Source organism: Pelistega ratti (assembly GCF_009833965.1).
GTDB classification, from domain to species: Bacteria; Pseudomonadota; Gammaproteobacteria; order Burkholderiales; family Burkholderiaceae_B; genus Taylorella; species Taylorella ratti.
This window is the reverse complement of record NZ_CP047165.1, coordinates 1267758-1282024: the sequence shown is the minus strand read 5'-3', so window position 1 is coordinate 1282024 and position 14267 is coordinate 1267758. Positions and strand designations below refer to the sequence as shown.

At 36.9% G+C, this 14267-nt stretch carries 13 protein-coding genes and 1 riboswitch; of the genes, 7 read left to right on the top strand and 6 right to left on the bottom strand.

The features are described from left to right. Positions 1–66: 66 nt before the first annotated feature. Positions 67–1587, top strand: coding sequence for an acetyl-CoA hydrolase/transferase family protein (locus F9B76_RS05510; protein WP_159991212.1), 1521 nt, complete (start codon positions 67–69; stop codon positions 1585–1587). 292 nt (positions 1588–1879) lie between these two features. Here F9B76_RS05510 and F9B76_RS05505 read toward each other — a convergent pair whose 3' ends face one another. After that, positions 1880–2662 (bottom strand): exodeoxyribonuclease III, encoded by a 783-nt coding sequence (locus tag F9B76_RS05505; RefSeq protein ID WP_159991211.1) that lies wholly within the window; start codon positions 2660–2662, stop codon positions 1880–1882. 8 nt (positions 2663–2670) lie between these two features. After that, entirely contained in the window at positions 2671–3519 is an 849-nt protein-coding gene (locus F9B76_RS05500; protein ID WP_243140611.1) for a DMT family transporter, read from the bottom strand. 457 nt (positions 3520–3976) lie between these two features. Here F9B76_RS05500 and pyrE point away from each other — a divergent pair, with 457 nt between their 5' ends. Both pyrE and tpx read left to right on the top strand, forming a co-directional pair. Beyond that, on the top strand, positions 3977–4636 hold the full coding sequence (gene pyrE / locus F9B76_RS05495; RefSeq protein WP_159991210.1) for an orotate phosphoribosyltransferase: 660 nt from the start codon (positions 3977–3979) through the stop codon (positions 4634–4636). A 106-nt stretch (positions 4637–4742) separates the two neighbouring features. Next, positions 4743–5240: a thiol peroxidase gene (tpx, locus tag F9B76_RS05490; protein ID WP_159991209.1), complete on the top strand. Its 498-nt coding sequence runs from the start codon at positions 4743–4745 to the stop codon at positions 5238–5240. 221 nt (positions 5241–5461) lie between these two features. On the opposite strand, the gene F9B76_RS05485 is transcribed toward tpx, so the two are convergent. Continuing rightward, positions 5462–6358 carry a lysophospholipid acyltransferase family protein gene (locus tag F9B76_RS05485; protein ID WP_159991208.1) on the bottom strand — a complete coding sequence of 299 codons (897 nt, stop codon included), beginning with the start codon at positions 6356–6358 and terminating at the stop codon, positions 5462–5464. Between the two features lie 445 nt (positions 6359–6803). Between F9B76_RS05485 and metK the strand changes: the two genes are divergently transcribed. From metK to metF, 3 genes are all read left to right on the top strand, one after another. Beyond that, positions 6804–7970, top strand: a complete 1167-nt coding sequence (gene metK, locus F9B76_RS05480; protein ID WP_159991207.1) for a methionine adenosyltransferase — start codon at positions 6804–6806, stop codon at positions 7968–7970. Positions 7971–7985: 15 nt separating this feature from the next. Beyond that, positions 7986–8062: riboswitch (S-adenosyl-L-homocysteine riboswitch) on the top strand. Between the two features lie 133 nt (positions 8063–8195). Then, positions 8196–9593 (top strand): adenosylhomocysteinase, encoded by a 1398-nt coding sequence (ahcY, locus tag F9B76_RS05475; protein ID WP_159991206.1) that lies wholly within the window; start codon positions 8196–8198, stop codon positions 9591–9593. Between the two features lies 1 nt (position 9594). Continuing rightward, positions 9595–10431 carry a methylenetetrahydrofolate reductase [NAD(P)H] gene (gene metF / locus F9B76_RS05470; RefSeq protein ID WP_159991205.1) on the top strand — a complete coding sequence of 279 codons (837 nt, stop codon included), beginning with the start codon at positions 9595–9597 and terminating at the stop codon, positions 10429–10431. Between the two features lie 432 nt (positions 10432–10863). Here the strand turns inward: metF and F9B76_RS05465 are convergent, their stop codons facing one another. Further along, the gene (locus tag F9B76_RS05465; RefSeq protein WP_159990754.1) at positions 10864–11703 is read right to left on the bottom strand and encodes an integrase core domain-containing protein; all 840 of its coding nucleotides are present in this window, start codon (positions 11701–11703) and stop codon (positions 10864–10866) included. 162 nt (positions 11704–11865) lie between these two features. Further along, positions 11866–12687, bottom strand: coding sequence for a cysteine hydrolase family protein (locus F9B76_RS05460; protein WP_159991204.1), 822 nt, complete (start codon positions 12685–12687; stop codon positions 11866–11868). Between the two features lie 146 nt (positions 12688–12833). Between F9B76_RS05460 and F9B76_RS05455 the strand changes: the two genes are divergently transcribed. Further along, complete coding sequence (locus tag F9B76_RS05455; RefSeq protein WP_159991203.1) at positions 12834–13661, top strand: helix-turn-helix transcriptional regulator; 828 nt, start codon at positions 12834–12836, stop codon at positions 13659–13661. Positions 13662–13664: 3 nt separating this feature from the next. Here the strand turns inward: F9B76_RS05455 and F9B76_RS05450 are convergent, their stop codons facing one another. Continuing rightward, positions 13665–14252: a 5-formyltetrahydrofolate cyclo-ligase gene (locus F9B76_RS05450; protein ID WP_159991202.1), complete on the bottom strand. Its 588-nt coding sequence runs from the start codon at positions 14250–14252 to the stop codon at positions 13665–13667. Between the last annotated feature and the right edge of the window lie 15 nt (positions 14253–14267).

Here is a 14267-nt window from a genome sequence, read left to right as displayed (position 1 = left end):
AAAAAAATGCTTTGCTATAATGAAAGCTCATACTTTATTATTTTTAATTTTAAAAAGAGACTTATTATGGCAGACAACTTTCAATCATTATCTCGAATTAAATGTAAAGAATTACACAGTAAATTAATGACACCAGAGGCAGCGGCAGCGCTTATTCCCCCTGGTGCAACACTTGGTATGAGTGGTTTTACGGGATCAGGTTATCCTAAAAGAATCCCTGGTGCTTTAGCAGAGCGTATTCGTGCCGCTCATGCAAAAGGAGAAGCATTTAAAATTAAATTATTAACGGGTGCATCAACTGCACCAGAATTAGACGGTGTATTAGCCGAAGTGGATGGTATCGAGTTGCGTATGCCTTTCCAAGGTGATCCCGTTTGTCGTAAAAAAATTAATGCGGGTGATATTAATTATATTGATATTCACCTATCACACGTTACTCAACAAGTGCAAGCAGGTTACTATGGCAAGTTAGATATTGCTGTTATTGAGGTAGTTGGCATCCGTGAAGATGGTTCACTTATCCCGTCTGCTTCTGTGGGTAACAATAAAACATGGATTGAGCAAGCGGATAAAGTGCTGATCGAAGTCAATTATGCGCTTAGCGAAAAATTAGAAGGGATGCATGATATTGCAGGTACACCATTGCCACCTCATCGTGAACCTATCTTAATTCATAAAACAGATGATCGTATCGGTGATCCTTATTATCATTGCCCTGCGGATAAGATTATTGGTATTGTTGAAACCAATGATAGAGACCGTGTGAATAGCTTTAGTGAGCCTGATGAAGTAGCGAAAAAAATCGCTAGTCATATTCTTAACTTCTTGGAGAAAGAAGTAGAAAAAGGTATTTTACCTCCAAACTTACTTCCGTTACAATCAGGTGTCGGTGATGTATCTAATGCTGTTATTTCAGGCTTGGAACATGGTGAGTTTGAAAACTTAACTGCCTATACTGAGGTGATTCAAGATGGTATGTTAGGTTTAATTAAATCAGGTAAATTAACCAAAGTATCTGCTACTGCCTTATCACTAAGCCCAGAAGCAGTCGATGATCTAAATGAAAATATTGATTTCTACCGTGAGCGTATTATTCTTCGCCCTCAAGAAATCAGTAATCATCCAGAAGTGATTCGCCGTTTAGGTACAATTGCTATCAATGGTATGCTAGAAGCTGATATCTATGGTAATGTGAACTCTACACACGTTATGGGTAGTTCAATGATGAATGGTATCGGTGGTTCTGGTGATTTTGCCCGTAATAGCTTCCTATCATTCTTTGTTCGCCCATCTGTTGCTAAAGATGGTGATATTTCGGGTATTGTGCCAATGGTTTCTCATGTTGATCAAACCGAGCATGATGTACAAATTATCGTGACTGAACAAGGTCTTGCTGATTTGCGTGGTTTAGCGCCTCGCCAACGTGCTAAGGCAATTATTGAGAATTGTGCTCACCCTGATTACAAAGAAAAATTATGGGATTACTTTAACCGTGCCCAAGAATCAGGCGCACAACATACACCTCATATTCTTTCAGAAGCACTTAGCTGGCATGATAAATACCTTAAAACAGGCTCAATGAAATAATTTTATTGAAGTGAATTATTTCTAAGTAGTTAGGTAAAATAAAGGACGAATATCCTATGGATGTTCGTCTTTTTTTGTTGGAGAAAAGAAAAACTATAAAGAGAGGGGATAGGTAGTTAATGATTTAAGATAAATGGATAAATTAATGATATTTAGTGACTAAGAAGAGGAGAGTTGTTTTAGCAACTCTCTAACCAATTTGAGAGAGTTATTTTACTGAACTATCACCAACTGTTTTGAGCGATATTTTATAAAATAATTTAAATAAAAAGTATTCAATCTTTTTATTTGCTTAAACATCATAATCAATTGTCAATGGTGCATGATCTGAAAAGCGTTCATCTTTATAGATAGAGGCTGCTTTTGCTTTGGCAGCAATACCGGGGGTTGCTACATGGTAATCAATCCGCCAACCAACATTTTTTGCCCATGCTTGACCACGATTACTCCACCACGTATATTGATCTGCAGAGGGGTTAAGCGTACGGAAAACATCTACAAAACCACGGCGATCAAACAAATCACTCATCCAAGCACGCTCTTCAGGGGTAAAACCAGAGTTTTTAAGATTGCCTTTCCAGTTTTTAAGGTCTATTTCTTTATGCGCAATATTCCAATCGCCACAGATAATATAGTCATGCCCTGTTTCTTTATAGTGCTGCATCATTTTATCAATCCACGGTCCAAATTGATCTAGAAAACGAAACTTAGCTTCTTGACGTTCTGGACTACTAGAACCAGAGGGTAAATAGGCACTTACCACTGTAAATGTGCCAAAATCAGCACAAATAAGACGACCTTCGGTATCAAACTCTTCACTCTCCATGCCTAAAGTATAGGTTTTAACGGGTAAGTGCGTATAAATACCTACTCCACTATAACCCTTTTTGACGGCATGATTAAATTGTCCTTGATAGTGCAGAGGATGGCGTAAATCATCGGTGAGATCTGCATCACTAATTTTGATTTCTTGTAAGCAAACAATATCGGCTTGGTGTTTTGCTAACCATTCCATTAGCCCTTTTTTAGTGGCAGAGCGAATACCATTGACATTGATAGAGGTAATTCTTAACACAATAAGTCCTATGTTGTTTTAGGATAAATAGCCGCACCGATAATCAGTAATCCACCAATTATCATTTTGAGTGTTGGTTCTTCACCAAACAATAACCATGCGACGACAATTGCATAAACAGGTTCTAAAGCAATAATTAACCCTGTTGTGCGTGCGCTGATATATTGTACACTGCTTACAAATAAGTAATGAGAAAGAGCGGTGCATATCACTCCCAAAATAAAGAGCCACAGTATATCAGAAGAGGTTAAGAGAGGGGGACTCCAAAGAACAAGTGGTATGGTAACAAGAGCAACAATAAGATTTTGCCAGAAAGCAATAGCAAGGGGGTTAAGTGCATGACCAATCGTGCGATTAATCACCGCAAGGCTAGCAAAACTAAACCCCGATAAAATGCCCCAAAGAAGCCCTGTTGTATTGATATTTTTTGTATCCATTTCGGGAGAGACAAGCAATAAGCCAATAATAACAATGGCAACTAGTACCCAAGCACTTTTGCTAATAGTATCTTTAAGTATAAAGCGTTCAATAAGTGTAATAAAAGCAGGAAAACTCGCAAAACCTAAGGTTGCCATAGCAACGCCCCCTACTTTGATGGCATAAAAGAAAGTGATCCAATGTATTGCTAATAATGTACCTGATAAGAAAAGAGAACGGCGAAGTGGACGACTCATCATAGGATTTAAAGGTACTTTTAATGTATAGCCAACAAGTGCAAGCGCTATAAAAGCAAAGCTTGCTCGCCCAAAGGTAATAAAGTTGGCATCTGTACTGATCAATGCCCCCAGAATACCTGTCATACCAAATAATACAGCGGCGATATGGGCGAAGATTAAACCTTTTGTATGGTGTGGCAATTGACGCTTCCTTTTTCTTTAGGGGTATTTTATAAAAAGTATAAGAGATAGTTATAGCATATTTAGATGATATTGATAAAAGGTTTTAAAGTAAGAGAAAAGTATTTGTGATATTTGTTGGTGTATTCAGCTGTATAAAATAAAAATTAGTTTATGTCTAAATCAAACCAATGTAGTTTGCCGTATTTTTAAAATAAGTATTTTAAATAGAGAATTTAAAGGAATTTGATTAGGGTTGAATAATAGGATTATTCTGCAGTTTTAGGAAAAATAGCGCTATTGCTTAAAGAGGGAATATATTTCTAATATGCTGTTTCGTTTAAAAATAATGATATTCAAGGTGTAATAAGATTAAAATAGAGGTTTATAAAGTATTTTTATAAATATTTTATGAAAATAGGAAAATATATTATTAGAGGTACTTGTTACCCTTTCACTTTACTTTTGGGAAAAATATATGAGTAATCGTCTTGATTTTGTACGTTTTGCCTTGGAACAAGGTGTTTTAAAATTTGGAGAATTCAAAGTAAAATCAGGGCGGTTAAGTCCTTACTTTTTTAATGCAGGTTTATTTAATACTGGGCGATCAATAGGACAATTAGCTACATTTTATGCGAATGCTTTAGTAGATTCTGGTGTGGTTTTTGATATGCTATTTGGACCCGCTTATAAAGGTATTTCCTTAGCGGCAACAACAGCGGTTGCCTTGGGAAATCACCCTAAGCAAGAAAAAGATGTCCCTTTTGCTTTTAACCGTAAAGAGGCAAAAGATCATGGTGAAGGTGGTGTATTAGTCGGTGCACCACTACAAGGTAAAGTGGTAATTATTGATGATGTGATTACGGCAGGTACATCGGTGAGAGAATCTGTTGAAATTATCCGCCAAGCAGGCGCAACACCAGCGGCTGTATTGATTGCTCTTGACCGTATGGAACGAGCTGGGGCAGATGATGCTTTATCGCCCCATTCTGCGGTGCAAGAAGTAGAGCAAAAATATGGTATTCCAGTTGTTAGTATTGCTTCTTTAAATGATATTATGCAATTATTAATACAAGATAATACATTTGCCTCTTATAAAGATAGTGTACAAGCCTATCGTGATAAGTATGGGGTATAGCTTATATATTTGAATAAATTTATTCTTTTTGATAGGCACTTTGATAATGCTTATTCAATAGTGATAAAGTATTTATATTTTATATTGAAATCAAACAGGAGTTTTTATGACAACCGTTACAATGATGGGTAATCCTATTGAGATTAAAGGACATTTTCCTCAAAAGGGTGAAAAAGTAGAGGGTATTACCCTTACCAATAAAGATTTAGCCGATATTAACTTAGAAAGTTTTGCTGGTAAACGCAAAGTGCTCAATATCTTCCCTAGTGTTGATACGGGTGTTTGCGCCATGTCTGTACGAGAGTTTAACCAACGTGCAGCTAACTTAAATAATACGGTTGTATTATGTATCTCAGCGGATTTACCTTTTGCTCAAGCACGGTTTTGTGGGGCAGAAGGTATCGAAAATGTACAAATGCTTTCTACTTTCCGTCATAAAGAAGTACATGATCAATTAGGTGTTAATATGGTAACAGGACCAATTGCTAGTTTAACCGCTCGTTCCGTGATTGTATTAGATGAAAATAATCAGGTATTACATAGCGAATTGGTTTCAGAAATTAAGAATGAACCTAATTATGATGCTGCAGTAGCGGTATTATAAATAATAAAAGCCTGTGAAATCTTTGTAAAATTATTGTTTTATTTTTTCAATTTAAAAATTTTATTTATAAAGATTTTTATAGGCTTTAGTACGAAAGTTTATTACTCTTTATGAAAAATGAGTACAGGTACTTGTTATTTTAATAGCTACCGATGATATAAAAAGATATTTTAACTAACGATAGAAGCGTAATATTTTAAATAATACAACTATAAAATCATTTAGTCATAAAAGCTTTTTTCTCCCTCAGGGCGGGTTTTAAAGCGGCGATGTACCCAGTAATACTGAGCAGGGTCTTCTCGAATCCACTCTTCTAGTAAGCGATTAATACGAGCGGTTGCTTCTTCAATAGAATCTTCCCCTGGAAAGTCTTTAAGAGGGGATAGAAACTTGATATGGTAAATTCCTGTTTTTATATCTAATGCCGTTACAATAGGGCAAACATTAGGTTTAAATAATTGTGCAATTTGTGCTGTACTGGGTAATGTGGCACTAGGGATATTAAAGAAAGGAACAAAAATAGATTCTTTTCTCCCAAAATCCATATCGGGTAAATAATACAGCGGAAAACCATTTTTGAGGTAACGTACTAAACCTCTAAAACCATCTTGTCGGCTAAGTAGGTGAACTTTGTTAAATCTTGCTCTTCCCTTGGCAATAATGGCATCAAATGCAGGGTCATGTTGTGATTTATACATTGAACAGCTTTCAGGGAACATAGCAGAAAGATAGGAAGCAGCTGCATCTAACCCGATAAAATGAGGGGCTAGTAATAATAGAGGCTCTTTCCCTTGTCGAATAGACTCAAATTCAGGGCAGGCGTATAGCTGACAAATTTCATCTATTTTTGCTTTTGGGGCATACCATAATACCGCCCTGTCGATAAAAGACTGTGTGGTGAGACGGAAGTTCTGCTTTGCCCAAGTATGAATTTGTGCTTCTGATGCTTCAGGAAATGCTAAACGTAAATTTGTATAAACAATTCGTGCACGACGTTTGGCCACTTTAGGAAAAAACCACGATATTGTTGCCCCTAAACGTAGTCTGTTTTTATGAGAGAGACGGCTAATGCTTTTAAAAATAAATTCAAGCACACGATATTTAAAAGTCTTTTCCATATATTTGATAAGGAGGAATCCGTAATTTTATTATTTTAAAAGAATATTGGATAGGATACCTTGTTATCCTGTTGAAGTGCTGAAAAAGGTTAATAAATAAGGTGTTATATCAGCATATCAAGAGAAATCTACGGTATAAAAAGTATAAAAATAAACTAAAGACAGGTATGGGTTGTTTATGATAAATAGGCTATAACTATCTATTCAATCATGATGATAAAGAGGATAGGGAGTAATGATTATCTTAGAAAAAGAGTGAAATAACCACGTTGAATCTAAATTAGAGTACAATAGGCAGACTGTATTTTTGATAAATGCAAATATTATTCGCTGAGTTAAACAGACAACTTGCGGGGCGAATCATAAAAACCGCTAAAGCGTCGCACTTTCTTCCAAGTTGCTTCGCGTTCTCTTTTCGTTTTTTCATTTTAAGGACGCTTTTTTTATGTCTAATGATTTCTTATTTACGTCAGAATCTGTTTCGGAGGGGCATCCCGACAAAGTAGCAGATCAAATCTCTGATGCGATTTTAGACGCCATTTTAGAACAAGATCCCAATGGACGTGTTGCGGCAGAAACACTGTGTAATACAGGTTTAGTGGTATTGGCAGGAGAAATTACCACTACCGCTAATATTGATTATATTGATATTGCCCGTCAGACCATTAAACGTATTGGTTATGATAATACCGATTATGGTATTGACTATAAAGGTTGTGCGGTGTTGGTCGCTTATGATAAACAATCTCCTGATATTGCTCAAGGGGTTGATCGTTCTCAAGAAGAAATTCTTAATCAAGGAGCAGGGGATCAGGGGCTGATGTTTGGTTATGCTTGCGATGAAACACCTGACTTAATGCCAGCGCCAATTTGGTATGCACATCGTTTAGTACAGCGTCAAAGTGAATTGCGTAAAAATGGTACGCTATCATGGTTACGTCCTGATGCCAAATCTCAAGTTACTTTCCGTTATGTAGATGGTAAACCTGTAGAAGTGGATACCGTGGTGCTTTCTACACAACATCACCCAGAAATCAAGCAAGCGGATATTCGAGAAGCGGTTATTGAAGAAATTATTAAACCAAGTTTCCCTGAGGGTTTAATCACACCCAATACAAAATTCTTTGTAAATCCTACGGGTGTTTTTGTGATTGGGGGACCTCAAGGGGATTGTGGTTTAACAGGTCGTAAGATTATTGTGGATACCTATGGTGGTGCTTGCCCTCATGGGGGTGGTGCATTCTCAGGTAAAGACCCTTCAAAAGTAGATCGTTCGGCAGCGTATGCAGCACGCTATGTTGCTAAAAATATTGTAGCTGCTGGTTTAGCGCGCCAATGTCAAATTCAAGTGAGTTATGCAATTGGTGTAGCTGAACCTATTAATATTACGGTTTATACAGAAGGTACAAGTGTTATTCCTGATACTGAATTAGAAAAACTTGTACGCGAGCATTTTGATTTACGTCCAAGAGGAATTGTACAGATGCTAGATTTATTACGTCCTATCTATAGTAAATCAGCAGCATACGGACATTTTGGTCGTTCAGAACCTGAATTCTCGTGGGAGGCGACTGATAAAGCGGCTACTTTAAGAGCGGCAGTTGGTTTGTAGCCTATTCTTTTTTCACTGTTTGAGGGGCGTTGCAACAGATTTTTCTGCTAGGCTCAAACAGATGATTATCAATATAACGGCGCTCATCTTATCTGCAAAAAAGTCAGTATAAGGTGAGTGCTTTTTTGTTGTATAAGTTTTGTGGAATACCGACTATTTGTACAGAAATAGAGAGTAAGTACGGTAGAATGAAAACGTTTAATCATTTATATGTAAAGGATAAATATGAGTACAGTTGATTATAAAATTGCCGATATTTCTTTAGCAGATTGGGGGCGTAAAGAATTATCTATTGCTGAAACAGAAATGCCAGGTCTTATGGCAACACGTGAAGAGTTTGCTGCCTCACAACCATTAAAAGGGGCTCGTATTGCAGGTAGTTTACATATGACTATCCAAACAGGTGTATTGATTGAAACACTAGTGGCATTAGGGGCAGAAGTGCGTTGGGCATCATGCAATATTTTCTCTACGCAAGACCATGCTGCCGCTGCGATTGCTGCTCGTGGTATTCCTGTTTTTGCGGTTAAAGGGGAAAGTCTAGAAGATTATTGGCAATATACTCATCAGATTTTTGAATGGCCGGGCGAACAAGCCAATATGATCTTAGATGACGGTGGTGATGCAACAACTTTATTACACTTGGGGGCAAAAGCAGAGAAAGATATTTCTGTACTAGATAACCCACAAAGTGAAGAAGAGCGTGTACTGTTTGCTGCTATTAAAGCTAAGTTAGCACAAGATGCCACATGGTATTCTACCCGTTTAGCACAAATTAAAGGGGTAACAGAAGAAACAACGACAGGAGTACATCGTTTATACCAAATGGCTCAAAAAGGTGAGCTACAAATCCCGGCGATTAATGTGAATGATTCTGTCACAAAGTCTAAGTTTGATAATTTATACGGTTGCCGTGAATCTTTAGTTGATGGTATTAAACGAGCGACTGATGTGATGGTTGCAGGTAAAGTTGCCGTGGTTGTTGGTTTTGGTGATGTGGGTAAAGGTTGTGCTCAAGCACTTGCTGCTTTACGTGCTCAAGTATGGGTATGTGAGGTTGATCCTATTTGTGCCTTACAAGCCTCTATGGAAGGATTTAAAGTTGTTACGATGGAAGATGCCGCCGATAAGGCAGATATTTTTGTAACAGCGACAGGTAATTACAATGTTATTACACGTGCACATATGGAAAAAATGAAAAATGAAGCGATTGTGTGCAATATTGGACACTTTGATAATGAAATTGAAGTATCTGCATTAGAGGATTTACAGTGGGAAGAAATTAAACCTCAAGTGGATCATGTGATTTTCCCTGATGGTAAACGTATTATCTTATTGGCAAAAGGTCGTTTGGTTAATTTGGGTTGTGCTACTGGGCATCCTTCTTTTGTGATGTCGGCTTCTTTCACTAATCAAACGATTGCACAAATTGAGCTTTTCACTCGTGGAGAGCATTATGAAGCAGGTAAGGTATATATTTTACCAAAACATTTAGATGAAAAAGTAGCACGCTTACATCTCAAAAAATTAGGTGTACAGCTATCTACCCTAACGCAAAAACAAGCGGATTATATCGGAGTACCTGTAGAAGGGCCTTATAAACCAGAACACTATCGTTACTAAAATGGCAAGAGATAATTTTTTTAGTGTAGAGTTTTTCCCGCCTCGTGATGTAGCAGCGGCAGAACGGCTTCAAAAAACCACTCAAGAATTGCAGGTTATTCGTCCTAGCTATATGAGTGTAACTTTTGGAGCTGGTGGTTCAACGCAGGTAGGCACAATAGAAACGGTGAGAATGCTTAAAAACCGTGGTTTAGAAGCAGTGCCTCATTTATCGTGCGTGGGAAATACGCCAGAGCAAATTTTGGCGTATTTAGAGCAATTTAAGCAGATTGGTGTCACACAACTTGTTGCGCTTAGAGGGGATCTACCTTCAGGTATGGGTTTAGCCAGTTCTGAATTACGTCATGCGAGTGATTTGGTGGCATTTATTCGTCAGCACTATGGTGATTATTTCAATATCAAAGTAGCGGCTTATCCAGAAATGCATCCACAAGCGACTTCACCCAGTGAGGATTTAGATCACTTTATCACTAAGGTAAATGCTGGTGCAGATAGTGCGATTACACAGTACTTCTATAATCCAGATGCTTATGATGAATTTGTGAATCGATTAACGGCAAAAGGAGTGACTATTCCCGTCTATGCAGGGATTATGCCGATTACCAATTATTCACAGCTAAGTCGTTTCTCACAAATGTGTGGGGCAGAGATCCCACGGTGGATACGCTTACGATTAGCAGAGTTTGGTGATGATCAAGCCTCTATTCGAGCCTTTGGTATAGATGTCGTAACACAGCTTTGTCAGAAGCTTATTGATAATGGAGTGCCAGGAATTCATTTCTATACGTTAAATCAGTCTAAGGCAACCTTAGCGATTTGGCAGAATTTAAAAATATAAAGCTATTCTTGTCAATTCTACTCTCTAATAACTCCTAGATGATGTATTTCATCAAGGAGTTATTTTTCTAGGGCTTAATTTAGAAGAGTGGATGCTGTAGTTAAAGTCTTACAGAGATGATTAAACAAGAAATACTGGTTTATTAATTAGTTTAGAAAAAGTTATGACTTTATTAAATTTTCTAATGGTATTCGTAATAGATCGGTTATGGATAATAGAGAATATAACAAAGAAATGATTATTGGTATGAATTTGATGAGTGGATCTAAAGCCTGTCTTAGTGATGGGAATAACCTACAATAAATATTATTTAATAATGCAGTATAGTCTCAATATTTTCTATATGTATTTGTATTTTATATAACCTATGTGTCATTTATTTTAAAAAATATTTCAGTTATTGCTAAGTGGAATAAATGATTTGTTAAAAACTCAAGCGTTGTTTACACTATTTGCAAAATAAATTTCTAAATATTCGTAAGGTGTCAGTGTCCGTTTATGACCAAGTTGATCTTGGTAAACAAGAGCACTATGTGGTTTTACGGTGTTGTAGAAATTAATAAATCGGGTAAGCTCCTGTTTTCTATGCTGGCTATCGGTAAATTCATGTTTATCATGCCACATTTGCATCAAGGTTCTAATTACCCGTTCTGCTTTTCCATTGGTTTTAGGATTGGCGACTTTAGTAAATTTTTGATTGATATGATGTTGATAACAAGCTTTACCAAACTCATGTTCTTTTGTTCCTTTATATTCTGTTCCATTATCTGAGTAAATAACCTCTATGGTATAAGGACAAGGGTCTATCAGATGTTGGGTTAAGAACGTAGCTGCGCTAAAGGCGGTTTTATCTGGCATAATAGCCGCATATAATTCACGCGAGTAATCATCGATAGCCACAAACAGATATTCCCTTTGACTTTGCGTGTGTTGTCCTTTCAGTAAAGGCAAGCGTTTTGTATCGACATGAACCATTTCGCCAGGATAGGATTTATTATAGCGTTTAGCTTGTTTCTTTAATCGTTCTTGGATGGACTTTTCTACTTTAGCTAAGCGCTTAATCCCAAATTTAGCCTGTCTAAACCGATTATTGATACTGGTCTGAGGTTTTAATAATCGACCACGAGCGAGTTTGAGTATCTTATAGATAGTGGGGCGAGAAACCTTGTATTCTTTCGCTAAAGAAGTGACATTTTGTTTGTTTTGAGTATAGGCTAGCCAAATCTCTTCTCTTTGGCGAGGTAATAAGCGAGTGTTTTTGTGTATATTCATCGTACTATTATCTTAAAATAATGTAAACAACGCTAGTTTATTCTACAAATGATTCATAAAGAATCACTAAAAACTGTACGCTTTGGGTTGATTATTCAACTTTCAGCGTACAGTTTACTTAGGAGTGAGTTATTTTATAGAGAAAAGGGGATAAGTGATGAATTATGCTTTTTTCATCTTTTCGACGGCTTCTTTTGTTGTCCAAAGATCATTAGCAATAATACGGTAATTAACTAATGCTGCAAGATAGCCATCTCCCTCTGGAATAGTAGGACCAGCAGTCGCATCTTTAATAACGGTTACTTCAAATCCTTGCTCTACTAATTCGCGCATATGTGAGTCAATACACAAGTTGGCTGCCATACCAGCTAGAATAACTTGATCAATTTTACGTTTGCGTAATTGAAACACTAAATCATTTGTTTCAGGACCAAATACTTTATGGGGTGAAGCAATCACTGTTTTACCATCAAAGATATAGGGTTTGTATCGTTCAACAAAATCTGCCCCTGAGCCTTCAAAACCTTCCATTGTATAAGGACCTTTGCGAGCAAACATACCACTGTCGTGCATAAAGTGTTCACCGGGACTACCAAAATGAAAATCATCGGTTGGATAGTAGTGGTGGGGTGAAACAAATACAGGCATATTGACTTCTTTAGCAGTTTTAAAGAGCATTTCAATATTTTCAATAGTATTGTTTTTCTGGATAGTTTCTTTTAAAACTCCCCACATAATGCCATTAGGGCTAAGGAAATCATTTTGAGGATCAACAACCACTAAGGCAACACGTTGTTTATCAATGGTCATAGGAAAACGTTTCAAATCGTATTCTTTTGGTTCAGCATATTTATCATTTGCTTTTTGTTCCATTGCAGTGGCTGTACTCGTTACACCCATTGCACCTAAAACAGTTGCTGCCATAGCAATATTAGTACCTTTAGTTAAGGCTTGACGTCGATTTTCATTAATTTTTTCAGACATTTTGCATTCCTTTTTAGGGTAGATAACAGTTAAATAAAGCAACAATTTGTGCTAATTTAGTGTGAGAGTGTATTGTAGAATGTTCATTTTCTTTTGTTTTGACTGATTATCCAAAAAATTCGACCATCACACCAAAAGGAGTAAAAATGGATGCATTAACCCACCTTTTTACCTATTTTCCATTTCGTACTGATTTGTTCTTTATTGGTAATCTATGCCGAAGAGGAAGTTTTGATGAGCCAAATAAGGGGTATTTACATTTTATTCGTCAGGGGGCTTGTCAATTACAACTATATAATGGGAAAAGTCAATATATTCATAAACCAAGTATTATTTTTTCTCCTTCTCAGGTATTGCATCATATTCAACCATTGGATAATACAGGTTTAGATATTTTTTGTATTAGCTTTGATTTTGGGAGTGGTGTACGGAATCCCATTACACAAACCTTAAATAATATAGTTGTTTTAGCATTAGAGGATAGTCCAGAGTTACAAGTAATCGCCAACCAGATTTTTGAGGAAAATACAAAACAAACCTGTGGTTACCAAGCAGCAGTACATCATTTATGTGCTTTTTTTACGATACAAGTAGTACGTTGCTGTTTAGCAAAAAAATTACTTCAAATAGGTCTACTACAAGGATTAACAGATAAGTATTTGAGTGGGCTTTTATTGGAGATTCACCAATATCCCGAAAAAAACTGGCAAGTAGAAATGATGGCAGAAAAAGCATTGATGTCACGCTCTTCTTTTTCTTCCTATTTTAAAGCGGTAATGGGTATCCCTCCAATGAGTTACCTTGCCAATTGGCGGATTGCTGTTGCTCAAATGCTCTTATTAAAAGGGCTACCTGTTTCTATTGTGGCAGAGAAAGTGGGGTATAGTCATAACTCTGTCTTAACACGTATTTTTCAGCGAGAATTTGGTTTAACACCAACAGAATGGTTGATGAAACATAGAGAGATGAGTTAATTTTTATGCTACCCACCCAGATGGTGTCAAAATTCGTTGTAAAGGTACATCATGGGGTGCAGGTTGATAAGAAGGATCATCAATAAGCCCTTCATCCCAGCTAATGCCAATAGTAGCAAGATTTTCTTTTTGTTGTAACCATTTGCTTAATGTACGATCATAATATCCTTTACCATAGCCTAGCCTATCTTTATGGTGTGTGAAGCCAAGTAAGGGCGTGAGCACTAGATCGGGAATATGCTGTATCTCCTCGGTCATTTGAGGTTCTGGGATATTAAAATGCCCGATTTTCATAGGTGTTTGACTTGTCCAATAATAAAAGCGTAGGGGGGCATCCCGCTCAACCACACGCGGGAGGGCGAGTATATAGCCTTTCTTATCCAATTGGTATAACGTTTCTTTAATGTCAATTTCATCACCAAAGGGCCAAAAGGCGGTAATTAAAGAGCCCTTAGGAAAATGCTGTTCAATAAAAGGTAATAAGGTATTGTTTAATATTTGGCTACATTGGATACGTTGTGATACGCTGAGATTCTTGCGTTTTGCTAAAAGTTGTTGGCGTAAAACAGTATAATCAGTGGAACATATCATTTTGTCTAACTAAAG